We start from the raw sequence: 26,103 nt of genomic DNA, 5'->3' as shown, positions 1-26,103 counted from the left end.
GTCAGAGGTCCAGCAGACTGAAAGCCACGGAGAACAGCGCATCGGCCACGATCACCCAAAAGATGGCCTGCACCACCGCGCGCGTGGTGTGTTGCCCCACGCTATCGGCGCCACCACGGGTTTGAAAGCCCTGAAAACACCCCACCAAAGCAATGATGGCCGCAAACACCGGCGCTTTGCCCAGGCCCACCAGGTAAGACGTGACGCTGACGGCTTGCGCAAAGCGGTCCAGAAATTCAGCAAACCCCACGCCCAGTTGCGCCTGCGCCATCAGCATGCCGCCAAAGACGCCTGCCACATCGGCAAACACGGTCAGCAGCGGCAGGGCGATCACCAGCGCGATGAGTTTGGGCAGCACCAGCATCTCCAGCGGTGCGATGCCGATGGTGCGCATGGCGTCAATTTCCTGCGTCACCGCCATGGTGCCGATCTGCGCGGCATAAGCCGAGCCGGAGCGCCCGGCAATGATGATGGCCGTCATCAGCGGCGCAAATTCGCGCAACATCGACAGCCCCACCAAGTCGGCGACAAAAATGTTGGCGCCGTACTGCTTGAGCTGGTCGGCCCCTTGATACGCCACCACAATGCCCAGCAAAAACGACAACAGCCCGACGATGGGCAGCGCGTCAAACCCGGCGCTTCGCAGGTTGAAAAAAATCGGCCGCCAGCGGATGCGTGGGGGGTGGGTGGCCCACCCGGCCAGGGCCAGAAAGCTCTCGCCCAAAAAAGCCAGCATCGCCTGCACTCGGGACAGTGCTAACCCGGTCTGCTGGCCCACGCCTTGCAGTTTGTTGCGCCCAAGCGTCGCCCAGGCAGGTGTCCGTTTTTTTTCAGGTACTGCTTTGGGCTCGGTCATGGTGCGAAGTATCCCGCCTTGGGGCGGACCGGTGTCACCCGGTCAGGGGGCTTTACGGCTTGCCAAAATTGGCTTTGGCAGCGGCCAGGCACGTATCTTTGGCGGTGGAGGCGAGGGCATCGCATTTTTCTTCCGCCACCTTCAGCTGTGCCGCGCGCTTGTCGGCTGCCGCATCCAGGCGGACTTCCTTGTTCTCGGCGGCGGCTTTGCTTTTGGCATCGGCGCTGGTTTCATTGGCCTCTTTGTTGGTGGCTGATGTTTTCATCTTGACCTTGGCATCGGCTTTGGCCGTCGTCAATGCGGCTTTGGCTTCCTTCAGGCAGACATCCTTCGGGTTGCCCGACAGGTCATCACATTTTTGCTTGGCCACGTCGTAAGCCGCTTCTGCCTTGGCTAGGCTGACTTTTTCCAGGTTCTTGGGCGTGGGCTTGTAGCTGTTGTCGAGTTCAGCCAGGGCGATGTCTTCTTTGCCCTTGGCTTGGGCGATGCAAATGTCTTTGGCATTGCCAGATGTGGCATCGCAGGCTTTCTTGTCGACGTTGTAGTCGGCCTTGATGCGGGCTTTGGCGGCACTGAAATCGGTGCCCGACATGGTTTGTGCCATGGCGCTGGTGCCGAACAACAGACAGGCTGCCATGGTGATGCCACTGAGCAGGTGAAGAGGTTTTTTCATGGTGATTTCCGGTAGTGAGGACATTTGCAAGCGCAAAAGGCGCCGACATCCGGACATTAAGGGCGGACAGACCAGGGGTCTGTTCGCTTGCACACCCATGAAAAGAAGAGTCAGCCGAAATTTGCCCCGCCCTGGCGCCGGGCATTCATCGACCCCTGGCAGGCTGGTGCCGTACCTGGCAGCCAGCGTCGGCTCAGAGTTGCAGTGGTCGGGCGTAGCCGGTCATTTCCAGATAACCCCGGCCCACCGGCTGGCCCTGGGCATTGCGCAGGTCGCTCACACCTTCCCAATAAATGGCGCCGGTGGAGCGGCTGCTGTCGAGTTCCTGGTTGTCCAGCAGGGCTTCCACCGTGAGCTGCAAGGGATCGGCGGCCATGCCCTGGCCACCGATCGCCTGGGGCAAACCCAGGATCGTCAACGACCACTGTACGGGATAGCTGGCGCCGCTGCGGGGGCTTTTCCACCAGCGCTCGGGCTGGAACAGCACCTGGTCCGGCGTGAAAACCACCGGCTGGGCCACGCCAGCCGCGCGCCAGGAACCGCCCGCCCAGACCGTGCCGCCAGTTTTGTCGCGCAGCCGAAACGCCGTGAGTGCGCCACCGTCGGCCAGGTTCATGCCGATCCAGTCCCAGCCCACCGCTTGCGGCGGCATGATGGACTGGCTCCACTCATGGTCCAGCCAGGCGCGCCCGGTCACGGGCAGTGCTTGGCCAGCCAGCGTGACCTCTCCGGTCACCGCCAGTTGCGGCAGGCTGTAATAAAAACTGACCTGGCTGGCGTCGGGCCCCTTGCGTGACAGACCCTGGTCACCCTGCAGCAGCAGCGGCTGGGTTTCCTGCAGGGTCAGGGTGAAGGCAAACCCGTCGCCGCTGGCGTGGGCCTGGTAGCGGTTGCCCTGGCGCACCAGAAACCAGTCGCGCAGGCGCACGTCGGTATCGACCTCGCTGGCCTGCGCCAGGTCTACGGCGGCGTTGCCGGAACTGCGGGCAATGCGCTGGTCGTGCAGCAGGCGCTGGCCCGCCACATCGGTCACGGCTGCGTGGGCAAACATCAGCTGTTTGGCGGCAAAACCCGAGCGCATGGCCTGCGTGCTGGGCACACGCGACCTGAAAAACGTCAGCTGAAAACCCAGGGCGCGCCCTGACGCCTGCAAGGCCCCGGTGATGTACCACCACTCGATGGCCGTGTCCGGGTGGCTGCCCAGGTCACGCGGGAACTGCAGCGGGCGTTTGACCAGCGGCGGCGCGACCGGTGTGCCGGTTGGGGCTTGGGCCAGTGTCAGGCCCGGCCACAGTGGCAGGCTCAGCCCCGCTGTCAGCAACTGGCGGCGTGGCAGGGACATGGCTTGGGTTGGCATGGGGCTTTGAGCGTGGGTGAATGGCGGTGCTGATGCTGGTGACCAGCCTGTTTTGGTCAGGGGCTGGCAGCCATTTTGGCTTGAAATGGTGCAGGTCGGGCAGGTTGCGGTCTTTGGCTGCCCGGGTGGCCGCTCAGGCCAGTTGCGCCCGCAGTCGGGCCAGCGCCGGGCCGCAGTCGCCCATGTGCTGTTGCACCCAGGCCGGGTCGAAGTACGAGCCCAGGTAACGCTCGCCTGCATCACACAGCAGCGACAGGATCGAGCCCTGCTGGCCTTGGTCGCGCATCTCGCAGGCCAGTTGCAGCATGCCGATCAGGTTGGTGCCGGTGCTGGGGCCGACCTTGCGGCCCAGCAGCTCGGTGAGTAATTGCATGGCGGCGATGGAATCGACATCGGCCACCTCGATCATGCGGTCAATGAGCGTGCGGATGAAACTGGGCTCCACGCGCGGGCGACCAATGCCTTCGATGTGCGAGCCCGGTCCTGTGACGCTGGCATCACCCGTGCGGTGGTATTCGCCAAACACCGAGCCCACCGGGTCGGCCACACACAGCTGCGTGTCGTGCCGCTGGTAGCGCACAAAACGGCCGATGGTGGCGCTGGTGCCGCCGGTGCCCGCGCCCACCACGATCCAGCGCGGCACCGGGAAGCGTTCGCGTGCCATCTGGCTGAACATGCTTTGGGCGATGTTGTTGCTGCTGCGCCAGTCGGTGGCGCGTTCGGCAAAGGTGAACTGGTCCATGTAGTGGCCGCCGGTGTTACGGGCCAGCTCGCGCGCTTCGTCATAGACGGCGCTGGCGCTGTCCACCAAATGGCAGCGGCCACCGTAAAACGTAATCTGGGCGATCTTCTCGCACGAGGTGCCGCGTGGCATGACCGCAATAAACGGCAGGCCCAGCAGCCGCGCAAAGTAGGCTTCACTCACCGCGGTGGATCCGCTGCTGGATTCGACAATCGTGGAACCCTCGTGGATCCAGCCGTTGCACAGCCCGTACAAAAACAGCGAGCGCGCCAGGCGGTGCTTCAGGCTGCCGGTGGGGTGGGTGGATTCGTCTTTGAGGTACAGGTCGATGCCGTGTTTGGCAAAGCCGGGCAGCGGCAGGGCGATCAGGTGGGTGTCGGCGCTGCGCTGGTAGTCCGCCTCAATCTTGGCGATGGCGGTATGTAGCCAGTTCATGAGGTACTCTGGAAATAAGAGCTTCTCACCCTTGATACATCAGGGTTAAAGCCTGTTTTTAGGCGCTACTTGAGGCTGCCCGAGAGGAACTGCGCCAAACGGACGCTCTTGGGGTTGGAGAGCACGTGCGCCGGGTTGCCTTCTTCTTCGATCAGGCCCTTGTGCAAAAAGATCAGGTGGTTGGCCACTTCGCGGGCAAAACCCATCTCGTGGGTCACCACCACCATGGTGCGGCCCTCTAAAGCCAGGTTCTTCATGACTTTGAGCACCTCACTCACCAGTTCGGGGTCCAGCGCGCTGGTGGGTTCGTCAAACAGCATCACCTCGGGCTCCATGGCCAGGGCGCGGGCAATCGCGACGCGTTGCTGCTGGCCGCCGCTCAGGTGCGCGGGGTAGGCGTCTTCCTTGCCCTCCAAACCGACCTTGGCGAGGTACTTGCGGGCGATGTCCACCGCCTGGTCATGCGGCACTTTCAACACATGCACTGGCGCTTCGATGATGTTTTGCAGCACGGTCATGTGCGCCCACAGGTTGAAGTGCTGGAACACCATGGCCAGCTTGGTGCGCAGGCGCGCCAGCTGTTTCGGGTTGGCCGGGTGCAATTCGCCGTTGGCGCCTGGGTTCAGGTGCAATTCTTCCCCGGCCACGTTGATGCGGCCCTGATGCGGACGCTCCAGCAGGTTGATGCAGCGCAAAAAGGTGCTTTTGCCCGAGCCCGAGCTGCCGATGATGCTGATCACATCGCCCGCGTGGGCGGTGAGTGACACGCCTTTGAGCACCTCGTTGGCGCCAAAGCGTTTGTGAATGTTCTCGACCTGGAGTTTGACGGTGGTGGTGGCGGTCATGGTCAGGCCCCCAGCAGCGCGCCAGTGCGAAACGCCTGCGCGCCGGCAATCTTGCCGAGTTCACCGCCGGTGGTGATGTAGCGGTCGCGGATGCGGGCGTAAAACAGGCCGTCCACACCCGCCAGCACCTGTTCAACACAGCCGTCAATCGGGTTGATGACTTCGGCCACCAGATCACCTTTTTGCAATGTCTGGCCGGGCTCGGCGGCAAACACCACCACACCGGGCGAGCGCGCGTTGAGCGTCTCGGAACCCGCCAGCGGCGTGGCCTGGCACAAGGGCGCAGGCACCTCGGGGGCGTCATCGCCGGCCCAGACACCGATGTGTTGCAGCCAATGGGTGATGGCTTGGGCATCCTGCTGCGCCCAGGCGTGGCTGACATCGAGCTCGCCGCGCAGCTCGATGGTGGTGCTGCAGCAGCCCTGCGGCAGCGGTGCGCTGAAGCCTGCGGCCTGCAGTTTGTCAGCCAGCTGCCACCAGGCGCTGGACAGGCATTCGTCGAACGGCCGGTTGCCCGAGTTGCGCGCCAGCAAAATGGTGCGGCTGCGCAGGTAATGCGCCAGGTCGGCCAGCTGCGGCCAGCACGGCTCTTCGGTGTAGAAGTGCAACACGCCTTCGCAGTCGCAATGCAGGTCCAGCACATAGTCAGCGTCATGTGACAACAGCAGCAGGCTGCGGCGCAGGCTTTGTAGCTCGGTGTCGGGGGTCCAGGCTTGCAGGTGGTCGCGCATGGCCTGGCGCACCAGGCGCACATTGGCCGGTGCGTCGTCGGTCAGCTGGCTCATCACGGTGGGGGCCACCGCAGACGCCAGGTCAGGGTAATGGCGGTTGAAGTTCTCCGAGGTGTCCAGCTCGAAACGGCCCATGGGTTTGTGGTCGAGCCGCTGCGCCAGGCCGATCGGGTTGGCCACCGGCACCAGCACCACCTCACCGCGGATCAGACCATCGGCTTCGGCGGCTTCCAGCACCGCACGCAAATGGTGCGCCACCAGCATGCCGGGTAATTCCTCGGCGTGCAAACTGGCCTGGATGTAGACCTTCAGCCCCGAACCCGGCTCGCCATAGTGGAAGCTGGTGAGGGTCTTGACACTGCCCAGGCTGGGCGATAACAGGGGGTGATCAATACGCTGCATGGCCAAAACGTTTTCCGGTTAGTGCTTGCGGGGGGACAGATACGCCAGCAGGCGCCCTTCGCTGAAGCGGAAGAAGCCAATCAGGGCGAACGAGGCGGTCAGGTAGATGGCCGCTGCCGCCAGGTAAGCCTCAAAGGGCAGGTAATAGGTGGCATAGATGCGGCTGGCCGCTGAGGTCACGTCCAGCATGTTGGGCACGGCGCTGGCCAGGCTGGTGGCGTGCAGCATCATCACCACCTCGTTGCTGTAAGCCGGTAACGTGCGACGCATGGCGCTGGGCAACACGATGCGCCACATGGTTTGGGTGCGGCTCATGCCGTAAGCGTGGGCGGCTTCGATCTCGCCCGCGCTGGTTTCGCGGATGGCGCCGGCCAGCATCTCGGCGGTGTACCCGGCGGTGTTCAGGCTGAAGGCCAGCAGCGCACAAAAGAAGGGTTCCTTGAAATAGGTCCACGGCCAAATGGTGTCCCAGCGCGCCTGGATCCACTCCAGCTGGCCCAGGCCGTAATAAATCAGATACACCTGGATCAACAGCGGTGTGCCCCGAATGACAAAGGTATAGGCGCCCACCACCCAGCGCAGCGCCGCCCAGGGGCCGGTCAACATCAGCGCAAAAATCAGCGCCAGCACACCGCCTGCGGCCAGCGAGGCAAACAGCAGCCACAGCGTGATGACAATGCCATTGCCAAACAGGGCCAGGTTCTCTGGCTCGAAAATGACAGCCCATTCCATTACAACTGGCCTCGCTTGGTGCCCAGGCTGTAGCGCGCGTTGACCTTCTTCAGGACAAACAGCGATACCGAGGTGTAAACCAGAAACAGCGCCCCGGTGAACATGAAAAAGACGAACGGTGAACGGGTGGCAGCACTGGCCTGTTTGGCCAGGTAAGTCATTTCCTGCAGGCCGATCAGGCTCACCAGCGCCGTGGCCTTGATCAGCACCAGCCAGTTGTTGGTGAAGCCGGGCAGGGCGTAGCGCACCATTTGGGGCAGCGTGATGCGCATGAAAGTCTGAAAGCGGTTCATGCCAAAGGCCCAGGCGGCTTCCATCTGGCCTTTGGGAATGCTCAAAATGGCGCCGCGGAAGGTTTCGGTCATGTAGGCGCCGTAGATGAAGCCAATCGTCAGCACACCTGCCATGAAGGGGTCGATGTCGACCGTGGCCTCACTGCCCAGTTTTTCCAGCAAGGTGTTGATGCCGATGGTGCCGCCGTAGAACACCAGCAGCATCAGCACCAGATCAGGAATACCGCGAATGATGGTGCTGTAAAGGGTGGCCAGCCCGACCAGGACCGGCTTGCCCGAGAGTTTGGCCGCAGCACCGGCCAGACCAAAAATGACGGCTACCAGCAGCGCCAGCAACGAAACCCCCACCGTCAGCAGAGAGCCGTGCAGAATGACCCAGAAATAGGACTGCATTGGGTAAGAGGGCGCGCCGCTGGAGTTGGTTTACTTGCCGTAAACGTCAAAAGTGAAGTACTTGTCGTTGATGGCCTTGTACTTGCCGTTGGCGCGGATGGTTTTGATGGCAGCGCTGATCTGGCTCTTGAGTTCGCCCTGGCCTTTGCGCAAAGCGACACCGGCGCCTTGGCCAAAGTATTTGGGAATGTACAGCTCGTCACCCTTGAGTTCGTAAGCCTCACCACCTGGCTTGCCCAGGAAGCCACCACCCACTTCCAGGATGTCGGCCACGGTGCCATCCAGGCGACCGGCCTTGATGTCCAGGTAAACCTGGTCCTGCGCGTCATAAGAAATCACTTCCACGCCCTTGGTCTTGAGTTCGCCCAAAGCGTATTTTTCCTGAGTGGATGCCTTGAGCACGCCGATCTTCTTACCCTTGATGGATTCCGGGCCGGTGTACTTCACGTCTTTTTTGAGCACCACGCGGCTCGGGGTGTTGTAGTACTTGTCGGTGAAGTCGACTTGTTTCAGGCGGTCGGCGGTGATGGACATCGAGCTGATGATCACGTCGTATTTTTTGGCCAGCAGGCCAGGGATCATGCCGTCCCAGGGTTGTTCGACAAAGACACACTTGCGTTTGATTTCTTCGCACAGGGCGCTGGCAATGTCCACGTCAAAACCGGTGGGCTTGCCGTCGGCCGTCTTGAAGGTGAAGGGCTCATAAGTGGCGTCGATGGCGACCTTGAGGTCTTTGCCCTGAGCAAAGGCGGTGGCGCCGATGGCGGTGATGGCAGCAGCAAGCAGGAGTTTCTTCATACAGTGACTTCCTAACGACAAAGCCGTTGAACGGCGGGTTAAAGATCCAACCAGTGATTCTAAGTTCAGCGCCAGGGGCGACCTGCGCAGGTTTCTACTTAGGATCGGGGTTTTGTCAGGCTTGCATACTTCATGCCATGCACCGCATGTGGCGAACCTCACCAGTCTTCCTTCACCGCCAGCACGGCATCCTTGCCTGCCGCGGCGCGCGCTGCCAGCCAGGCGGTGAGCGTGCCGGCCGCCACCACCGCCAGGCACAGCGCCAGCAGTTTGGGCCAGGGCAGCATCAGGTCCATGGTCCAGTGAAAACTTTGCGGGTTGACCACGTGCACCAGCACCACCGCCACCACCAGCCCCAGGCCCAGCCCGGCGATGGCGCCTAAAGTTGTCCAGGCGGCGCCTTCGAGTGCCACCACCGTCAAGATCTGGCGGCGCGTCAGCCCCAGGTGCGCCAGCAGGCCGAATTCCTTGCGCCGTGACAGCACCTGCGCGCTGAAACTCGCGGCCACACCAAACAGCCCAATGGCAATCGCCACACTTTGCAGCCAGTAGGTGACGGCAAAACTGCGGTCAAAAATCTTCAGCGAGATGGCGCGGATCTGCGCCGAGGTGCCAAATTCCAGCAAGCCGCCCACACTCGGGCCGGCGTCGCCAGCCAGCGTGCTGCCACTGGCGGGTGGTGTAGGGGCTTGCCCGCTTTGGCGGGCGGCCAGCGCCTGCAGGTCTTGCTGCAGCGCTTCGGTGTCGTCGGGGTTGCTGAGCCACAACGCCAGGTCGTTGGCGCGGCGGTCGCCGGTGAGGCGCTGAAAATCACCCAGGTCGATGGCCACCGAGCCCGACTGGCGGGCGTAGTCGCGCCACACGCCGGCGACAAAAAACGTCGCTTCCTGGGCCTGGTCGGCCAGCGCAAGGGGCCGGAAAGCCTTGGAGAGCACCGGCAAGGTCTGGCCCGCTTGTGCGCCGTGCAGATCGACCATGGCCTGGCTCACATAGATACCAACCATGCCCGGCGGCACCGGCAGGGGCGCGTCCAGCAACGGCAGCGCTTGCGCCGGGTCGCCCAGCTCACGCGCCAGCAGCGCCACCGGCGGTTGGCTGACCTGCAGGCTCAGCGGCACCAAGCGCTGTGGCTGCAACTTGGTCACGCCGGGGAGTTGGGCGGCAGCTTGCACAAATTCGGGGCTGAAGTACACCGTTTCGCTGGCGCCCAGGCCGGCCGCGCTGCGCACGTACAGGTCGGCGGGCAGGATGCGGTCCAGCCAGCTGATGACCGAGTCGCGAAAACTCGCCACCATCACGGTGAGCGCCACCGCCAGGCTGAGCGACGCCACCACCCCGCTCACCGCCACGGCGGCGGTGTCACGCTGGCGCCGGGCGCGCTCCACCGCCAGCAGCGGCAACGTTTGGCGCGACAGGCGCGGGGCCAACCAGCCCAGCAGCAGGCCAATCAACCAGGGCAGGGCGGTGATGCCACCCACCAGCAACATCCCGATAGCAATATATGCCGCCAACGGGATGCCATACACGGGCGGCGCCGAGGTCAAAAGAGCACCTGCGGCGATCAACATCAGACTGATCCAGTGCGATTTGGCACCCACCCCCAGGCTGCCCAGGCCCTTGAGCGTTTGGGCCGGCGGCAACTGTTGCGCGGCGCGCGCCGGCCACCAGCCACCCACCAGCGCTGCCGCTACGCCCAGCGCGCCATACATCAGCGCCGCCAGCGGGCTGAACTGCAGGCTGGGTGTGGCGCCCGAGAAAAAGCCGCTGCCCAGGTCACCGCCGAGCAGGCCCAGCGCCAGCGCCGCCAGCCCGGTGCCCAGTGCCAGCCCGCAAACGCTGCCGATCAGCCCCAAAAACAGCGATTCCCACAGCACCAGTGCGAGCCGGTCACGCCCTGAGAGGCCCAGCACCCCCAGCAGGGCAAACTGCTGGGCGCGTTTGGCCACACTCAGTGACAGCACCGAGAACACCAGAAACGCCCCGGTGAACAGTGCAATCAGCGCCAGCACGGTCAAGTTGACGCGGTAGGCACGCGACAGGTTGTTGATCTGCGACTCGGCCTCTTGCGGCAGCGCCACCGTCACACCCCGTGGCCAGTCCGGGCTGCTTTGCAACTGTTGCGCCAGCGCTTCACGGTCCACACCGGGTTGCAGCCGCAGGTCGATGCGGGTGAGCTGGCCAGATTTGTCAAACAGGTCTTGTGCCGCGCCAAGGTCCATCACCGCCAGCGCCGGGCCGCTGGCGCGCACGCTGCCCGCCACGTTCACGGCCAGCCACTGCATGCCACTTTGCAGTTTCAATTCGCCGGTGGTGTCGGGCACGGCAATGCGGCGGGCGGCGGCGTTCAGAAAAATGCGCCCGGGTGCAAACAATGCCCAGCGGTCCGTCTGGCCAGCGGTGCCTGTGGCATCGGGCAGCGGCATCAGATCGGGCGAGATGGCAAACACACTCAGCGCGTCCACCCCCACCACACGGATCGACCGTTTGCCCTGCGCCGTCATCACGTAACTGCCCACCTCCAAAAGGGGCGAGGCGGCTGCTACGGCCGGGTTTTGGGCAATTTTTTGATAAAGGGTTTCATCAAAGTGGCCTTGCACCCCGCGTAATTCCAGGTCACTCTGGCCTCCCACCGAGCGTGCCGCTTGGGCAAATTCGTCCAGCGCCGAGCTGTTGATCAGATGGACGGAGAACGCCAACGCCACCCCCAGCATCACCGCCAGCACCGCTGCTGCGTTGCGCCAGGGGTGCTGGCGCAGTTCTTGCCAGGAAAAGGTCTTCAGGAGTTCAAACATCGACGGGTATTCTGACAGTTCAGTCAAGCTGGGTGTGCAGACAGGGCAGAAAAGTGAACTACCATGCAAATCCTTGCTTCATGCCCTTATGTCCGTCCAACCTGTCCCCATCGTTCAACGCAGACTGCTGAGTTCGCCGTCAGCGCTGGCGCTGGCGCGGACCTATCGGCGTTTGATGTGGCTGGGTGCCCTGGTGTTTTTGGCGTTGGTGGGCATCACCCTGTGGAGCGGCTGGCAGCGCCAATTGGCAGCTGAGGTGACTTCGGCCAACCAGCGGGTACATGCCAGTTCCATCCGCCTGAAATCCCTCATCAAGTCGGCATCTGACCAGATCACCCAGTTGGCCGACTGGTCCAGCAACTTTTCGCACCATCCCCCGCACATCGGAACGGGATCGGTGCTTCAGGCGCAGGTTCGCCAGGCATCGTCTGCGGACGAGATCACGCTGGACACCCTGGCCGCCCTGCCACCCGAACATCGCCTGGCGCAATTGCTGGCGCTGAAGGCCGCCAGCCAGCCCCGGCCTGGCGGTTTGCCGTCGGACCTGGACCTGGCCTTGTCGCTGGTGGACCGGCTCGGTGACCACACCAAAACCTCGCCTTTTTTGCGCTGGACCTATTTCAACGCCGCCAGCCAGAACCTGCTGCTGGTCGCGCCCTGGGTGTCCCGATCCGACCTGCTGGCCGGCGAGATCGACACCCGCAGCTTTTTGCAGCATGCCTGGAACTACGAGGTGACCACCGCCGGGTTGCCTGCCAACAACCCACAGCGCCAACCCTACTGGACGCGCGCCTACATCGATCAGGCGGGTGCCGGGCTGACGGTGTCCCATGCGGCGCCGATTTATTGGGGCGACGAGTTTGTGGGCGTGGTGGCGACCGATGTGTTGCTGGGTTTTTTGAACGATTTTTTGCGTGAGTTTCCCGACCCCGAGGGCCTACTGACCATTTCCAACGAACACGGACAGATTCTGGGTGACCGTCGCCCTGCGCCGTCGGGGCAACTGGCCATTGACGCCATCGACCACCTGCTGCCACCGGCACTGCGCCAGGGGATGTCGCTGGACAACCTCAAGGGGGAGCGCATCGGCAATGACTTGGTGTTTTCCGAGATTCTGGACAGCCCGCACTGGCGCCTGGTGTTCCAGTTGCCGCAGGCCACCCTCCAGCAGCGTGCACTGGCGGCCTATTCTTCGCAGCTGTCTCTGGCGCTGCTGCTAGTGGCGGGTGCACTGCTGATGCATTGGCTGCTGTGGCGCATGTACGTGGCGCCGGCCTTGCAGATTGCCGACTACGTGGCCCGCGAATCCGCGGGCAGTCATCCGGTGTTGCCGCGGGTGCCCGGCTTGTGGCGGCCCTGGCTGGACGCCATGGCCGCCGCCTTCAACGACCGCCAGCGGTACCTGGATGAGCTGCAGCAGAGCAAAGAGGTGCTGGAGCAGCGCGTGGCCCGGCGCACGCAGGCACTGCAGGCGGCCAACGCCCGCCTGGAACTGCTGTCGGTGACCGACCCGCTCACCGGCGCTTACAACCGCCGCCACCTGTTTGAGCTGTTGGATGGCGAGCGCCAGCGCGTGCTGCGCGGTGGCGAGGTGTTCTCGGTGCTGATGATTGATCTGGACTTCTTCAAGAAGGTCAACGATGGGTTTGGTCACGCGGCGGGGGATGCGGTGCTGTGCGAGTTTGTGACACGCTGTCGGGCGGTGGTGCGCAAGACCGATGTGGTCTGCCGTTTTGGCGGCGAAGAGTTCGTGGTGTTCATGCCGACCATCCAGCGTGACGGGGCGGCCCAACTCGCCGAGCGGCTGCGGCGGGCCATGGAGGCCACACCGGTTGACTTTGAGGACGCGGTGATCACAGTCACCGTCAGCATTGGCGTGGCCAGCTACCGCTCCGGCGAAAGCCTGGAAGAGTTGCTCAGCCGCGCCGACCACCGCTTGTACACGGCCAAGGACGAGGGCCGCAACCGCGTGGTCTGCGAGACCTGAGCCGCCGGGCGTTTCAGCGTGGCGTGACCGGATCTGTGATCTGCAATCGCGCCTCCACCCAGCCGCGCAGGCTGTTGATGAAGGCCAAGCCGCTGGCGCGTGGCAGATCGTCCAGGGTGATGACGCCTTCTTTCACACGACCTTCTGCCAGAAACTGCGCCCGACCCACACCGGGCAACAGCCCGCAGTGCAGCGCCGGGGTCAACCACTGGCCGTCCAACTGCACGGCAATGTTGCCGCGCGTGCACTCGGTCAGTTGACCTTGGGTGTTGTAGAGCAGGGTGTCAAACACCGCGGGGTCGGTTGGCGCAAAGACCTCGTAGTGCCCGCGCCGGGTGGTTTTGAAGCGCGTGAACTCGCTCATGCTGGCCTCAAACGGTGTGGCTGCCAGCCCGATGGCTACGGGTTCTGGTGTGTTTTTCTGTACCAGTTTTTCGGCGTGTACTTGGCCACTGGCGTCAAGCAGCAGGCGTACACGCCAGACGGTGGTTGCGGGCAAGACACCTGGCGCCGCCGCCGCGCCGCTAGATGAGTGGGGTGCGGGGGCCAGCGGCGGCGCATTGGTCGCATCTGCAAGCAGCAGCTTGTTGAGTGCATGGCGGATGCGCGCCTCATCAAAACCATAACCAAAATGCCTGGCAGCCTCTGCCAACCTCGCCAAGTGTGCTCCCAAATTGTGAAACACACCGGCCTGCAATCGCAGGGTTTCCAACAGCTGGAACGGCTCGCTGGCGCGTGTCAGAAAGCCGCGTTTGTGCTGCCATTCCTGCCATTCATTGGCGGCTGTGGCATCCGCCGTGATACCGCTGCCGATGCCGCAGGTGGACAAATCGCCGCGGATTGTCACCGTGCGAATCGCCACGTTGAAGGTGGCGTGGCCGCCCGGGCGCACCACGCCGATGGCGCCGCAATACACACCGCGCGGGGCGGGCTCCAGCGTGTGGATCATCTGCATGGCCCGCACCTTGGGCGCGCCGGTGATCGAGCCGCACGGAAACAAGGCGCTGAAAACCTCGCTCAGCGTGGTGCCGGGGCGCGTTTGGGCGGTCACATCTGACACCATTTGGTGCACGGTCGGCAGGCTTTGCACCGCAAACAGGCGCGGCACGCGCACCGAAAACGGCTGCGCGATGCGTGACAGGTCGTTGCGCAGCAGGTCCACAATCATCACGTTTTCAGCCCGCTCTTTGGGTGACTCGGTCAGGCCGCGAGCCAGTGCGGCGTCTCGCTCAGGGGTGCTGCCGCGCGGCGCGGTGCCTTTCATGGGCCGGGTCAGGATGTGCTGGCCATCCCAGTCAAAAAATAACTCGGGTGAAACTGACAGCAGCTGCTCGTCCCCGGTGTCGATGCAGGCTGCGTAACCGCCGGGCTGGGCGCGTTGCAGGCGCTTGAACAGGGCGGCGGCGCTGCCGGTGAACGCGCCGTGCAGCGGCGCGGTGTAGTTGACCTGGTAAAACTCGCCTGCCGCAATCGCCCCGTGGATGACGGCCAGATTCGCGTCAAAGGCCTCCCGGCTCAGGGGATCGCGCCAATGGGCGCTGGTGCGGGCGTCGTCGTCTGCATCGGCTGGCGGGTTGTCGGGCCACGGCAGCGCCTGCGAATACACGCCAAACCAGGCCAGCGGGCCGTTTGCCGGGTGGGTTTGCAGCGCCGCGTCAAAGGCGCTGGCGGCTTCATAAGCCAGGTAGCCCACGCACCACAGGCCCTGGCGGGCAAAGCGGTCCACCGCGTCCAGCAGCGGTTTGACCTGCGCGGGTGTGTGGGCGATCAGGGTGTGCAGAGGTACCTCAAAACGGCATCGCAGCGCCTTGGATGCGATAGCCGCGTCAGGTGGATGACCGCCCGCGCCTGAGGCTTTGACATCTGTCGCTGGCGAAGTTGCCGCATCGCCTGGCAGCGCCCGCGGGTCGGCAAAGTCAAGCCGGATCGACATGGTCCACCAACCCGTCGGCGGTCAGCAGCAGGGTGCGGTCGGCACGCGCAGCTGCGGTTTTGGAGTGCGTTACCAGCACCATCGCCGCGCCGTGGGCGCGGGTCTGGCTGATCAGCGCGTCCATCACCTTGTCTGCGGTGCGCGGGTCCAGGTTGCCGGTGGGCTCGTCGGCCAGCAGCAGCATCGGGCGGTGCACCAGCGCCCGGGCAATCGCCACACGCTGCAACTGGCCGCCGCTGAGCTGCTGCGGCAGGCGCTCACCCAGGCCGTCCAGGCCCACTTCGGTCAGCATGGCCTGCACGCGAGCATCATCAAACTGGCCCAGCAGCATCAGTGGCAGCGCCACGTTTTGCGCCACGCTCAGGTGCGGCAGCACGTGAAAGGCTTGAAAGACAAACCCGGTTTTTTCACGCCGCAAGCGCGCCAGCTGGTCGTCGCTCTGGGTGCTCAGGTCCAGCCCGTCCAGGCAGACGCTGCCGCTGTCCCAGCTGTCCAGCCCGGCCATGCAGTTGAGCAGGGTGGATTTGCCCACGCCGGATTCACCAATGATGGCCACAAACTCGCCGGGGGCCACGTCCAGGCTGACATGGCGAAACACCGGCACGCTGCCGTAATGCTTGCTCAGGTTATGGATGATCAGGCTCATGGTGTTCGACGGTCATGGTGTTCGACGGTCATGGTAACTGCGAATCGGCAGCGGGACGGCAGGCGCAGCTGCTTCGCTGTCGTGGCGGAGGTGATAGTATTACACCGTAATACTTCTGGAGCTGAGCTATGCAAACCACCATCACCAGCAAGGGTCAAGTCACGATTCCGCGGGATGTCCGCCAGCACTTTGGTTTGCGGCAGGGCATGTCGGTGAGCTTCACGGTGGAGGGGGATCACATTGCGTTGCGCCCTGCGCCGTCGGCGCGGCAGGCGGCGGCCAGCGGTTTTGGCCTGATTCACAGCCAGCGCCCGGCTGTGCCTGCCGATTTTGACGTGGCAGATTTGGCGGTGGATGCACCATGATCGGGCTCGACACCAACGTGTTGGCGCGTTATTACGTGGCCAGCCCGGAGGAAGCTACTCAGCAACAAAGCGCGCTGGCCCGCGAGTTGATTGAAAGTGGCAAGCGGCTTTTTGTGTGCAAATCGGTGGTGCTGGAGCTGGAATGGGTGCTGCGTGGCTATTACAAAAGCCCGGTTGCCGACGTGCTGACGGTGCTGCGGCATCTGTTGACCATGCCCAATATCGAGGTTGAAGACCGCGTTGCCGTTAGCGCTGCGATGGATGCGCTGGCTGATGGATTTGATTTTGCCGATGCCCTGCACCATGCGTCGTGCCGCCTGTGCCGCCAGATGGTGACCTTTGATGACAAAAAATTTGCCAGACGTGCCGGGATAAAAGGCTGGAAGCCCAGCGTGCAGGTGTTGCGTTAGCCACGCGCCAGGAATCCGTCCACCAGCGCCAGCACCTTGGCCAGTGCATCCGGCGCGTCGCAGGCCACGATGTGCCGCTCGGGCATGCTGCGCAGCCAGGTGATCTGGCGTTTGGCGAGTTGGCGGGTGGCGGCGATGCCTTTCTCGCGCAGGTCGCTCAAAGAGGGGGGGGGGTCGGCATGGCGCGTTGGTGCCGTGCCGTTGGCGGGTGGCTGCAGCGCGTCCAGATACTCCCAGGCCTGGCGGTAGCCCACGCAGCGCATCGATGGCAGATCCGGGTGCAAATCGCCCCGGGCGCGCAAAGCGCGTACTTCGTCGAGGAAACCGTTGGCCAGCATCAGGTCAAAGCGCTGGGCGATGCGCCGGTGCAGCCGGGCGCGGTCCCACGGCTCCAGTGAAATCAGCAGGGAGGGCACGCCCCCTGGCGCATCCGCTAGGTTGTCCGCCCCGGGGTCTGTGCCGTGGGGCGTTGTGGTTTTTGTCTTGTGGAAACTCGACAAGGGTTGGCCCGAGAGGCGGTACACCTCCAGCGCCCGGGCAATGCGTTGTGAGTCGCCGGGCGCCAGCCGGGCTGCCGTCACCGGGTCAACCAGCGCCAGTTCGGCGTGTAACGCGGGCCAGCCTTTTTGCGCGGCCTCTTGCTCAATGACCCCGCGCACCGCCGCATCGGCCTTGGGCATCTCGTCCAGGCCGTGGCGCAGCGCCTTGAGGTACAGCATGGTGCCACCCACCAGCAGCGGCAGCTTGCCACGCGCGCTGATGTCTTGGATGAGCCGGGTGGCGTCTGTCACAAATTCGGCGGCGCTGTAGGCCTGCAGCGGGTCGCGGATGTTGATCAGGTGGTGCGGCACGGCGGCCAGCTCGGCGGCGCTGGGTTTGGCGGTGCCGATGTCCAAACCGCAGTAGACCAGCGCCGAGTCGACGCTGATGATCTCGGCCGGATATCGGCTTGCAATGGCCATTGCAGCGGCGGTTTTGCCGGAGGCGGTGGGGCCAGCCAGGGCCACATAGGCGGGCAAGGTGGCTGGTGCGGTGTTCATGGGGTAGCGTCGGGGGGCAACTGGGGCGCGGTTTCGGGCAGGGCGTCGGCTGGCGTGCGCAGCCGGTTGGGTGCCAGTGCGCCGGTCGATTCCAGAATCGGGTAGGCCACGGCGCAGATCAGCGAGTTGATACGTTTGAGTTCACTGATCAGATCCAGGTGCAGCGAGCTGGTCTCAATACTCTCCAGCGTGTTGTCGGTCAGCCGGGTGAGGTGGTTGGCGGCGTATTGCAGCTCCAGATCGCGAAAGCGGGTTTTTTCTTCCAGCAACTTGATGGCGTCGCGCAGGTCGTCGTTCAGAAACACGCTCATCGCCAGGCGCAGGTTGTTGACCAGGTCGCCGTGCAGCTCGGTGATCTCCAGCATGCCAGCGGCTGAAAACTCGCGGCCGGTCTTGATTTTTTTGACCTCGATGTCTTCCAGCACCCGCTCGACGATGTCGCCGATCTGCTCCATGTTGATGGTGAAGCTGATGATGTCGGTCCAGCGCCGTCCCTCTTTGTCGTTGAGGGCCTCGCGCGAAATTTTGGTCAGGTAGTACTTGATGTCCGAGTACAGCCGGTCCACCGTGTCGTCCATCTTTTGCAGCGACTGCACCAGCGCCATGTCGTTGGTCTTGATCACTTCCAGCACGCCGCGCAGCATGGTCTCCACCACGTCGGCCTGGTGCATGGCCTCGCGCACCGCACAGGTCAAAGCCACCGAGGGGGTGGCCAGCGCAGACGGGTCCAGGTGTCGATGGCGGCCGTTCAGGCGGTTTTGCGCTGGCTTGGGCAGCCAATAAACCACCCAACGCGCCACCACCTGCGTGAGGCCGATGAACAGCACCCCCGTCAGTGCGTTGAAGACGAAATGAAACAGCACCACCACCGTGGCCGCGTCGGGGAGGTTGGGGTGCACCTGGCTGAGCCAGAAGTTCAAGGCTGGCACCATCAGGGCCACCCCCATGATCTTGAAGATCAGGTTGCCCAGCGGCACCTGACGCGCCTCGATGGGGCTGCTCAGGGTGGTCAGCACCGCCAGCAAACCGCTGCCCAGGTTGGCGCCCAGCACCAGGCCCAGCGCCACGTCCACCGTCACCACCTGGCTGCTGGCCAGGGTGGCAATCAGCAGCACCACCGCCAGGCTGGAGTAGCTCAGCACCGAGAGCACCGCCCCCAGCGTGATTTCCAAAAGCCGGTCGCTGGCCAGCGAGGCCAGCAGCGCGCGCACCGCTTCCGACTGGGTCAGCTCGTTGGCCGAGGCACGCACCAGACTCAGCGCCAGCAGCATCAGACCCAGCCCGATCAGGATGCGCCCGGCAAAGCCGGCGGTGGTGCCTTGTTTGACGATGAACATCACCACACCGACCAAGATGAACAGCGGCGACAGCCACGACAGATCGCGCGAGAACAGCAGCGCCATCAGGCTGGTACCCAGATCGGCCCCCAGCATCACCGCCAGCGCGGCGGTCAGGCTCATCAACCCTTGGCCCACAAAGGCCGAAATGATCAACGCGGTGGCGGTGCTGGACTGCAGCAGCGCCGTGACGCCCACGCCCGACATGGCCGCCTTGAAGCGGTTGTCCACACTTTGCGCCAGCACCCGGCGCAAGTTGGCGCCCAGCACACGCAGGGTGTCCTTGCGCACCAGATGCGTGCCCCACACCAGCAGGGCAATGGCGGCCAGCAGATTGAGCAGGTGGGTCACGGCTGAGGTCTCCTTGGCAAATCAGCGCCCGCGGCGAACGCGCAGCAGTTCGTCGAGGATCAGGCAGACGGCGCCAACCGTGATGGCGCTGTCGGCGATATTGAAGGCGGGAAAGTGCCAGCCTTTCCAGTGGAAGTCCAGAAAGTCGACCACGTAGCCATACAGCACGCGGTCAATCACGTTGCCGACAGCGCCGCCCAGAATGCAGGCCAGCGCAAAAGCAAACAGTTTTTGCCCAGGGTGGCTTTTGAGCAGCCAGACGATGAACAACGCCGCGCCAATACCGATACCGGTGAACAGCCAGCGCTGCCAGCCGCCCGAATTGGCCAGAAACGAGAACGCCGCACCATAGTTGTGCACGCGCACAATGTTGAAAAAGCCCGCAATGCGGGTGCTGTCGCCGTACTGGTACGCGCCCACGATCAGCACCTTGGTGAACTGGTCAGCCAGCAGGATGATCAGCGCCAACGCCAGCCAGGGCAGCATGCCCCGCGAGCCCGATGACAAGCTGCTTTTGGCGCGAGCGCCTACCGTGCGGGGTTTGCCTGCCATCAGGCGCAGACCCGGGTTTCGCCGCTGCCAAACAGGTTGCTGCTGCAGCGCGGGCACAGCGTGGGGTGGTCCACATCGCTGCCGATGGCGTCGCTGTAATGCCAGCAGCGCTCACACTTGGTGCCGTTGGAGGCGCTGGCCTGGATGGACAAGTCGTCACCAGCGACCAGATCAACCGCGGAGGTGATGAACACAAATTTCAGGTCAGCGCCCAGGCTGTCGAGCAGGGCGCGGTCGTCCGGCCCCACGGTGAGTTGCACCGTGGCCTGCAAGGATGAGCCGACCTGGCCATTGGCGCGCAGCACTTCAATGTCTTTGTTGACCAGATCCCGAATCTCCCGGATGCGCGCCCACTTGCCCAGCAAGGCGGCGTCAGGCTCGGCCAAGGCGCTGTAGGTGTCCATGAAGATCGAGTCACGCGTGGCCGCAGGCGTTTTGCCCTGCGTGCCCAGCACGCCCCAAGCTTCCTCGGCGGTGAAGCTCAAAAACGGCGCCATCCAGCGCAACATGGCTTGCGTGATCTGCCACAGCGCGGTCTGGGCGCTGCGCCGCGCCAGCGAGTTGGCACCCGTGGTGTAGAGCCGGTCTTTGAGCACGTCCAGGTAAAACGCGCCCAGGTCTTCACTGCAATAAATTTGCAGCTTGGCCACCACCGGGTGGAATTCATACACCTCAAAATGCGCCAGCACCTCGGCCTGCATTTGCGCGGCGCGGCTCAGGGCGTAGCGGTCAATCTCCAGCAATTGTTCAAAGGGCACACTGTCCTTGGCCGGGTCAAAGTCCTGGGTGTTGGCCAGCAGGAACTTGAGCGTGTTGCGCACGCGACGGTAAATGTCCACCACGCGGGCCAGGATTTTGTCGTCACCGGCGATGTCGCCCGAGTAATCGCTGGCAGCCACCCACAGGCGGATGATTTCGGCACCGAGCTTTTTGGAAGTTTCTTGCGGGTCGACGCCGTTGCCGGCGCTTTTGCTCATCTTGTGGCCCTTGCTGTCCACCGTGAAGCCGTGGGTCAGGATGCCGTGGTAGGGCGCGCGGTCGTACATGGCGCAGGCGGTGAGCAGCGACGAGTGGAACCAGCCACGGTGCTGGTCGTGGCCTTCCAGGTACAAATCGGCCTCGGGGCCGCTCTGGCCGGTTTTGGGGTCGATGGCTTCGTGGCCACAACCTTGGTGCGAGCCTTTGAGCACCGTGGTGTGGGTGGTGCCGGAGTCAAACCAGACTTCCAGAATGTCGCTGCTCTTGGTGTAGAACGGCGCATCGGCTTGTGCGTCCACCGTGGCCAGGATGGCTTCGGTTGTGGCCTTGCTCCAGGCTTCGATCCCGCCTTCTTCCACCATGTTGGCGGCGGTGTCGAGGATGTCCATGGTTTTGGGGTGCAACTCGCCGCTGTCTTTGTGCAGGAAAAACGGCAGCGGCACGCCCCAGCTGCGTTGTCTAGAGATGCACCAGTCCGGCCGCCCGGCGATCATGTCGCGCAGCCGGACTTTGCCGTTTTCAGGGTAAAACGCTGTGTTTTCGATAGCTGCCAGCGCCGTCTGCCTGAGGGTCTGCGGCGCTTTATCCTTGGTAAAGATGCCTTCACCCTCGTCCATACGGATGAACCACTGGGCAGCCGCGCGGTAGATCACCGGCGTCTTGTGGCGCCAGCAATGCGGGTAGCTGTGCACGATGTTTTCTGTGGCAAACAGGCGACCGGCCTCACGCAGCGCGTCGATGATCACCGGGCAGGCTTTCCAGATGTGCTGGCCGCCAAACAGCGGCAGCTCGGCCTCATAAACGCCGTTGCCCTGCACCGGGTTCAGGATGTCGTCATAGGCCATGCCGTGCGCGATGCAGCTGTTGAAGTCTTCCACGCCGTACGCGGGCGAACTGTGCACGAGGCCGGTGCCGTCCTCGGCGGTGGCGTAGTCGGCCAGGTAGATCGGGCTCAGGCGGTCGTAGCCGGCGTGCACATGGGCCAGCGGGTGTTTGAAATTCAGGCCGCCCAGGTGCTTGCCCAGAGTGGTGGCGAGCACGGTGCCGGTCAGGCCAAAACGCACCATGCATTTCTCAACCAGCGACTCGGCCAGCACCAGCAGGCCGCGCTCGGTGTCGACCAGCGCGTAGGTCAATTCGGGGTTCAGGTTCAGCGCCTGGTTGGCCGGAAGGGTCCAGGCGGTGGTGGTCCAGATGACGGCGAAGGCTTCTTTGTCGAGAGCATCCAGGCCAAAGGCGGCGGCGAGTTTGGCCGGTTCGGCGCACAAGAAGCCCACATCCAGCGTTTGCGATTTTTTGTCGGCGTATTCGATCTCGAACTCAGCCAAGGACGAGCCACAGTCAAAACACCAGTACACGGGTTTGAGGCCACGGTAGACAAAACCGCGCTCGATCACACGTTTGAAGGCGCGGATCTCGTTGGCCTCGGTGGCGAAATCCATGGTGCGGTAGGGGTGGTCCCAGTCGCCCAGCACACCCAGGCGCTTGAAGTCGGCCATTTGCAGCGCGATTTGCTCGGTGGCATAGGCACGGCTTTTGGCCTGCATGTCGTCGCGGGCCAGGTTGCGGCCAAATTTTTTCTCGATGGCGTTTTCAATCGGCAAGCCGTGGCAGTCCCAGCCGGGGATGTACACCGCATCCATGCCCTTGAGCTGGCGGGCCTTGACGATCATGTCTTTCAGAATCTTGTTGACCGCGTGGCCCATGTGGATCTGGCCGTTGGCATACGGCGGGCCGTCGTGCAGCACAAACAGCGGCGCACCCTGGCGTGCGTCGCGCAGCTTCTGGTACAGGCCCTGGTCTTCCCAGGCTTTGACCCACAGCGGCTCGCGCTTGGGCAGATCACCGCGCATGGGGAACGGGGTGTCGGGCAGGTTCAGGGTGCTGCGGTAATCGGTAGGAGTGGTCATGGTGTGGGCGGGCGGGCAAAGGTGGCACGGGCATCCTGGTCATCTTGACGGATGCCTGCGGTCAATGCGCCCAGGGATTTGTATTTGGGTTCGTCGTGCAGTCAGTGTCGCTGCGCGGGTGGGCGGATTTTACTGTAGGCATTTGCCAGCGGCGGTAACGCACCGCGCGGTGCTGGGGTCACGTGAAAAGTGATGTTGTCATCGCCGGACCGCATCTCAAGTCCTGGGCCGCCATGACACCAGACCACGGAGGGATCGACGTTACAAGCGCCAATGAGCACAAGTACCGGCCTTTTGCCATGCAACTCAGGTATTTGGCGGGTTGGACACGGGCAAAAATGGAGCTATCAAGATGTGAGACGTTGTCATGAAAATCGCCAACACCACCGCTGCGACTGCCTACACCGAAATGAATAGCCAGTTAGGCTGGATGAGCGCCACCACCCTCCAGGAGATCGTGTACTTGAACAAGTTGGAGACGGTCTTGAAACGGTTCTCAAAAAGCGATGCCATTTACGACTTCGGCTTTGTGACCCAGAATGGCAAACCCGCCGTGCAATCCGTTGGGGATGTTCTGGAGATCATCCTCATGCGCAAAGGCAACAAGATTCAGATTTTTCTGGCCGATGCCAGCGTGAAAGGCTGTCACAAGCCGCACCAAGTATTGACAGCAGCCATGGCGATGGAGGCCTAGGTGAGTCGCTGAAACTGGCGGCAGAGCTGCCCAGAGTTGAAGTCAGCTTGGTTTTCACCGCAGCGATGGCATGGCTCGCTTCTGCTGATCCGATGGCGCAAAACGGATTTTGAAGGCCCGCAGGGCTCCGCCTACGAGACCGCAAAGTAAGCCCGCGCATCCTGGCAATCCCTCTGAATGCCCGCCGTCAAGGCGTCCAGCGAGTCGTATTTGAGTTCGTCGTGTAATTTGTGCAGCAGCTCCACGCTGATGATCTTGCCGTAGGCACCTTCTGCGCCCAGGTGCGCTGGCCAGTCCAGGCAATGGGTTTCCAGCAGCACCCGGCCACCATTCACGTCACGTGGGTCAACCGATGGGCGCACCCCCAGGTTGGCCACACCGCGCAGTGGCTTGTCGCTCAGGCCATACACCAGCACCACAAAAATGCCGCGCGCGGCGGGTTTCCAGTGGGCAAAGCGTTGGTTCAGCGTCTTGAAACCCAGGGATCGGCCCAGCTTGCGGCCATGCACCACGTGGCCGGAGATGCGGTACGGGTGGCCCAGCAGGCGGGTGGCGTCTTTCATGCGGCCTTCGGACAAGGCATCGCGCACGGCCGAGCTGGAGACACGCAGGTTGTGCACCTCATAACTGTTCATGCGCGCCACATCGAACCCTTGCTTGAGCCCGGCCGCGTCCAGCAGGGTGTAGTCACCGGCGCGGCGTTGCCCAAAACGGAAGTCATCACCCACCAGCACATACCGTGCGCCCAAGCCTTGCAGCAGCACGGTGTCGATGAACGCCTGTGGCGTCAGATTGGCCAGGCGGGCGTCAAACGGCAGCACCACGGTCTGGTCGACGCCGCACTGGGCCAGGTCGATCAGCTTGTCGCGCAGCGTCCCCACGCGTGCCGGGGCCAGGTTGGGGTTGTGGGTGAGTGCGGCAAAAAAGTCACGCGGGTGGGGCTCGAAGGTGAGCACGCAACTGGGCACACCGCGCTGCTGTGCCTCGCCCTTGAGCAGCGAGAGCATGGCTTGGTGGCCACGGTGCACACCGTCAAAATTGCCAATCGTCAACGCGCAGGCGGGTGCAATGTCCGGGTGGTTGAAACCCCTGTAAATCTTCATCTCTTGTTATAAAAAAAATAGCGCCTTGGGCAAAGGACAAGTGGGCTTGACGCCAATTTGACATGTAAAGGGGGTATATTGTGTCTTAGACCCGTTTGGCGTTGAAAGTTGGCGCATTTTGTGCATTGAAAAAATGGTTGATCGGGTGAGGGTTGTGAACGTGCTGTGTTGTTGAGGTTTTGAGCAGGTTTCGGATAACGTCTTTTTTCAGGAGTCGTGTTTTGAAGGTCTTGAAGCTGTCAGCCCAAGGGCTACCCCAATCGTGGATTTCGCTGGAGCAGGCGGTCATCCATTACGCCGCGGAAGAAGTTCGCTGGGAAATGGGCCACCAGGTGGCGGTGTTTCATGGCGGGCACAACGCCATCACCGGCAAGCAATCCATCATCACCGTCTCCAGCATCATCGGCACCAAAGGTGTGCCCAACATCAACCCGTTTGAGCTGCGCCCGGGCCTGACCAACGGCAAACTGTTTGCCCGTGACCGCAACATCTGCGCCTACTGCGGCGACCTGTTTGACGAAACCGATTTGACCCGCGAGCACATCATTCCGTTTGCGCAAAAGGGCATCGACACCTGGATGAACGTGGTCACCGCGTGCCGCCCGTGCAACCACCGCAAAAGCCACCGCACCCCCGAGCAGGCGCACATGCCGCTGCTGTACACGCCCTATGTGCCCAGCCTGTGGGAAGACTTCATTTTGCGCAACCGGCGCATCCTGGCCGACCAGATGGAATTTTTGCTGGCGCACGTGCCCAAGTCGTCACGGTTGGCCGCTTGAACTGACCACAAGAGCGCTCTGCCCTGAGGGACCAGGGACAGAGGCCGATTTTGATTTGTCCATCAGGGAGGCGTCTTCATGTACTTTTCACGATCAGCCACGTCGGCCGCCTGTTTGGCGCTGCTACTGGGCGGCGCGTTGCCGCCGGTTTGGGCCACTGCGGCCAGCGCCACGGCCGACGCCGCGCCCGCGGCCCTGGCGCCGATGTTGGCCAGCGACTGGCGCGCCGGGCTGGACCCGGCGGGTTTTCTGGTGAGCGAAAAGCTCGACGGCGTGCGCGCGTTGTGGGACGGCCAGCAACTGCGTTTTCGCAGTGGGTTGCCCATCGCCGCGCCGCGCTGGTTCACCGCGGTGTTACCCAAGGTGGCGCTGGACGGCGAGTTGTGGCTGGGTCGGGGCAGGTTTGATGCGCTCTCGGGCATCGTGCGCCGCGCCGAACCGGTGGACGCCGATTGGCGCGACGTGTCTTACATGGTGTTTGACCTGCCGGGCGCGACTGAGCCGTTTGGCCAACGCCTGGCGCAGCTGACGGCCGTGGTGGCCCAGGTCGGCCAGCCGTGGGTGCAGGTGGTGGCGCAGCAGCCTGTGGCCAACGCGGCGGCTTTGCAGACCTTGCTGGCGCAGACGGTCCAAGGCGATGGCGAAGGCTTGGTGCTGCACCGCAGCAACGCGCTGTGGTCACCCGGGCGCAGTGCCGCGTTGCTGAAATTCAAACCCGTGTCGGATGACGACGCGCGGGTGGTGGCCCACCTGCCCGGCAAGGGCCGCCACGCGGGCCGCTTGGGGGCGCTGCTGCTGGAATTGCCCAGCGGCCAGCGGTTTGCTCTGGGCACGGGCTTCACCGACGCCCAGCGGGCCAACCCGCCCGCCATTGGCAGCGTGGTCACCTACCGCTACCGCGATCACACCCCCAAGGGTCTGCCGCGATTTGCGTCGTTTCTTCGGGTGCGCGAGGTGGAGTAGCCCGCC

The 26,103-nt window shown here is 63.4% G+C and carries 23 protein-coding genes; 6 read left to right on the top strand and 17 right to left on the bottom strand.

Annotated features, from left to right (window positions below; all coding sequences use genetic code 11):
• Nucleotide 1 precedes the first annotated feature (1 nt).
• From LHU53_RS16135 to LHU53_RS16090, 10 genes are all read right to left on the bottom strand, one after another.
• Nucleotides 2-856 (bottom strand): ABC transporter permease, encoded by an 855-nt coding sequence (locus LHU53_RS16135; protein ID WP_227333791.1) that lies wholly within the window; start codon nucleotides 854-856, stop codon nucleotides 2-4.
• A 52-nt stretch (nucleotides 857-908) separates the two neighbouring features.
• Nucleotides 909-1,529, bottom strand: a complete 621-nt coding sequence (locus LHU53_RS16130) for a hypothetical protein (protein WP_227333789.1) — start codon at nucleotides 1,527-1,529, stop codon at nucleotides 909-911.
• A gap of 193 nt (nucleotides 1,530-1,722) precedes the next feature.
• Nucleotides 1,723-2,886 carry a carotenoid 1,2-hydratase gene (locus tag LHU53_RS16125; RefSeq protein WP_227333787.1) on the bottom strand — a complete coding sequence of 388 codons (1,164 nt, stop codon included), beginning with the start codon at nucleotides 2,884-2,886 and terminating at the stop codon, nucleotides 1,723-1,725.
• Nucleotides 2,887-3,019: 133 nt separating this feature from the next.
• A complete protein-coding gene (locus LHU53_RS16120) occupies nucleotides 3,020-4,063 on the bottom strand; it encodes a PLP-dependent cysteine synthase family protein (protein WP_227333785.1) in 1,044 nt (347 codons plus the stop codon).
• Between the two features lie 65 nt (nucleotides 4,064-4,128).
• Nucleotides 4,129-4,908 (bottom strand): ABC transporter ATP-binding protein, encoded by a 780-nt coding sequence (locus LHU53_RS16115; protein WP_227333783.1) that lies wholly within the window; start codon nucleotides 4,906-4,908, stop codon nucleotides 4,129-4,131.
• Between the two features lie 2 nt (nucleotides 4,909-4,910).
• Nucleotides 4,911-6,041, bottom strand: a complete 1,131-nt coding sequence (locus LHU53_RS16110) for a succinylglutamate desuccinylase/aspartoacylase family protein (RefSeq protein WP_227333781.1) — start codon at nucleotides 6,039-6,041, stop codon at nucleotides 4,911-4,913.
• An 18-nt stretch (nucleotides 6,042-6,059) separates the two neighbouring features.
• A complete protein-coding gene (locus tag LHU53_RS16105) occupies nucleotides 6,060-6,773 on the bottom strand; it encodes an ABC transporter permease (protein WP_227333779.1) in 714 nt (237 codons plus the stop codon).
• A complete protein-coding gene (locus tag LHU53_RS16100; protein WP_227333778.1) occupies nucleotides 6,773-7,459 on the bottom strand; it encodes an ABC transporter permease in 687 nt (228 codons plus the stop codon). The genes LHU53_RS16105 and LHU53_RS16100 overlap by 1 nt, the downstream gene beginning before the upstream one ends.
• 30 nt (nucleotides 7,460-7,489) lie before the next feature.
• On the bottom strand, nucleotides 7,490-8,257 hold the full coding sequence (locus LHU53_RS16095) for a transporter substrate-binding domain-containing protein (RefSeq protein ID WP_227333775.1): 768 nt from the start codon (nucleotides 8,255-8,257) through the stop codon (nucleotides 7,490-7,492).
• Between the two features lie 158 nt (nucleotides 8,258-8,415).
• Complete coding sequence (locus LHU53_RS16090; RefSeq protein ID WP_227333874.1) at nucleotides 8,416-11,049, bottom strand: FtsX-like permease family protein; 2,634 nt, start codon at nucleotides 11,047-11,049, stop codon at nucleotides 8,416-8,418.
• 88 nt (nucleotides 11,050-11,137) lie between these two features.
• Here LHU53_RS16090 and LHU53_RS16085 point away from each other — a divergent pair, with 88 nt between their 5' ends.
• Nucleotides 11,138-13,036: a sensor domain-containing diguanylate cyclase gene (locus tag LHU53_RS16085; RefSeq protein ID WP_227333773.1), complete on the top strand. Its 1,899-nt coding sequence runs from the start codon at nucleotides 11,138-11,140 to the stop codon at nucleotides 13,034-13,036.
• Nucleotides 13,037-13,049: 13 nt separating this feature from the next.
• Here LHU53_RS16085 and pabB read toward each other — a convergent pair whose 3' ends face one another.
• Nucleotides 13,050-14,969, bottom strand: a complete 1,920-nt coding sequence (pabB, locus tag LHU53_RS16080; RefSeq protein WP_227333772.1) for an aminodeoxychorismate synthase component I — start codon at nucleotides 14,967-14,969, stop codon at nucleotides 13,050-13,052.
• Nucleotides 14,953-15,615 (bottom strand): ABC transporter ATP-binding protein, encoded by a 663-nt coding sequence (locus LHU53_RS16075; RefSeq protein ID WP_227333770.1) that lies wholly within the window; start codon nucleotides 15,613-15,615, stop codon nucleotides 14,953-14,955. Before LHU53_RS16075 ends, pabB begins: the two co-directional genes overlap by 17 nt.
• 128 nt (nucleotides 15,616-15,743) lie before the next feature.
• Between LHU53_RS16075 and LHU53_RS16070 the strand changes: the two genes are divergently transcribed.
• Nucleotides 15,744-15,980 carry an AbrB/MazE/SpoVT family DNA-binding domain-containing protein gene (locus tag LHU53_RS16070; protein ID WP_227333768.1) on the top strand — a complete coding sequence of 79 codons (237 nt, stop codon included), beginning with the start codon at nucleotides 15,744-15,746 and terminating at the stop codon, nucleotides 15,978-15,980.
• Nucleotides 15,977-16,390, top strand: a complete 414-nt coding sequence (locus LHU53_RS16065; RefSeq protein ID WP_227333767.1) for a type II toxin-antitoxin system VapC family toxin — start codon at nucleotides 15,977-15,979, stop codon at nucleotides 16,388-16,390. Before LHU53_RS16070 ends, LHU53_RS16065 begins: the two co-directional genes overlap by 4 nt.
• Here the strand turns inward: LHU53_RS16065 and miaA are convergent.
• From miaA to ileS, 4 genes are all read right to left on the bottom strand, one after another.
• On the bottom strand, nucleotides 16,387-17,430 hold the full coding sequence (gene miaA, locus LHU53_RS16060; protein ID WP_227333765.1) for a tRNA (adenosine(37)-N6)-dimethylallyltransferase MiaA: 1,044 nt from the start codon (nucleotides 17,428-17,430) through the stop codon (nucleotides 16,387-16,389). The two genes, LHU53_RS16065 and miaA, sit on opposite strands and share 4 nt — an antisense overlap.
• Nucleotides 17,427-19,118: a Na/Pi cotransporter family protein gene (locus LHU53_RS16055; protein ID WP_227333764.1), complete on the bottom strand. Its 1,692-nt coding sequence runs from the start codon at nucleotides 19,116-19,118 to the stop codon at nucleotides 17,427-17,429. The genes miaA and LHU53_RS16055 overlap by 4 nt, the downstream gene beginning before the upstream one ends.
• Before the next feature lie 21 nt (nucleotides 19,119-19,139).
• Nucleotides 19,140-19,604: a signal peptidase II gene (gene lspA / locus LHU53_RS16050; protein ID WP_370632335.1), complete on the bottom strand. Its 465-nt coding sequence runs from the start codon at nucleotides 19,602-19,604 to the stop codon at nucleotides 19,140-19,142.
• A gap of 65 nt (nucleotides 19,605-19,669) precedes the next feature.
• Nucleotides 19,670-22,558: an isoleucine--tRNA ligase gene (gene ileS, locus LHU53_RS16045; RefSeq protein ID WP_227333760.1), complete on the bottom strand. Its 2,889-nt coding sequence runs from the start codon at nucleotides 22,556-22,558 to the stop codon at nucleotides 19,670-19,672.
• A 367-nt stretch (nucleotides 22,559-22,925) separates the two neighbouring features.
• Between ileS and LHU53_RS16035 the strand changes: the two genes are divergently transcribed.
• Entirely contained in the window at nucleotides 22,926-23,252 is a 327-nt protein-coding gene (locus tag LHU53_RS16035; RefSeq protein WP_227333759.1) for a hypothetical protein, read from the top strand.
• A gap of 131 nt (nucleotides 23,253-23,383) precedes the next feature.
• Here LHU53_RS16035 and LHU53_RS16030 read toward each other — a convergent pair whose 3' ends face one another.
• The gene (locus LHU53_RS16030; protein ID WP_227333757.1) at nucleotides 23,384-24,355 is read right to left on the bottom strand and encodes a bifunctional riboflavin kinase/FAD synthetase; all 972 of its coding nucleotides are present in this window, start codon (nucleotides 24,353-24,355) and stop codon (nucleotides 23,384-23,386) included.
• A 221-nt stretch (nucleotides 24,356-24,576) separates the two neighbouring features.
• Between LHU53_RS16030 and LHU53_RS16025 the strand changes: the two genes are divergently transcribed.
• Together LHU53_RS16025 and LHU53_RS16020 are read left to right on the top strand one after the other, a co-directional pair.
• Nucleotides 24,577-25,134, top strand: a complete 558-nt coding sequence (locus LHU53_RS16025) for an HNH endonuclease (RefSeq protein ID WP_227333755.1) — start codon at nucleotides 24,577-24,579, stop codon at nucleotides 25,132-25,134.
• 78 nt (nucleotides 25,135-25,212) lie between these two features.
• Entirely contained in the window at nucleotides 25,213-26,097 is an 885-nt protein-coding gene (locus LHU53_RS16020; RefSeq protein ID WP_227333753.1) for a DNA ligase, read from the top strand.
• Nucleotides 26,098-26,103: the final 6 nt, after the last annotated feature.

The sequence above is a fragment of the Rhodoferax sp. U2-2l genome, from assembly GCF_020594515.1.
GTDB lineage: Bacteria > Pseudomonadota > Gammaproteobacteria > Burkholderiales > Burkholderiaceae_C > Rhodoferax.
Note: the sequence above shows the minus strand (reverse complement) of the source record. Positions and strands in the feature narration are given on the sequence as shown.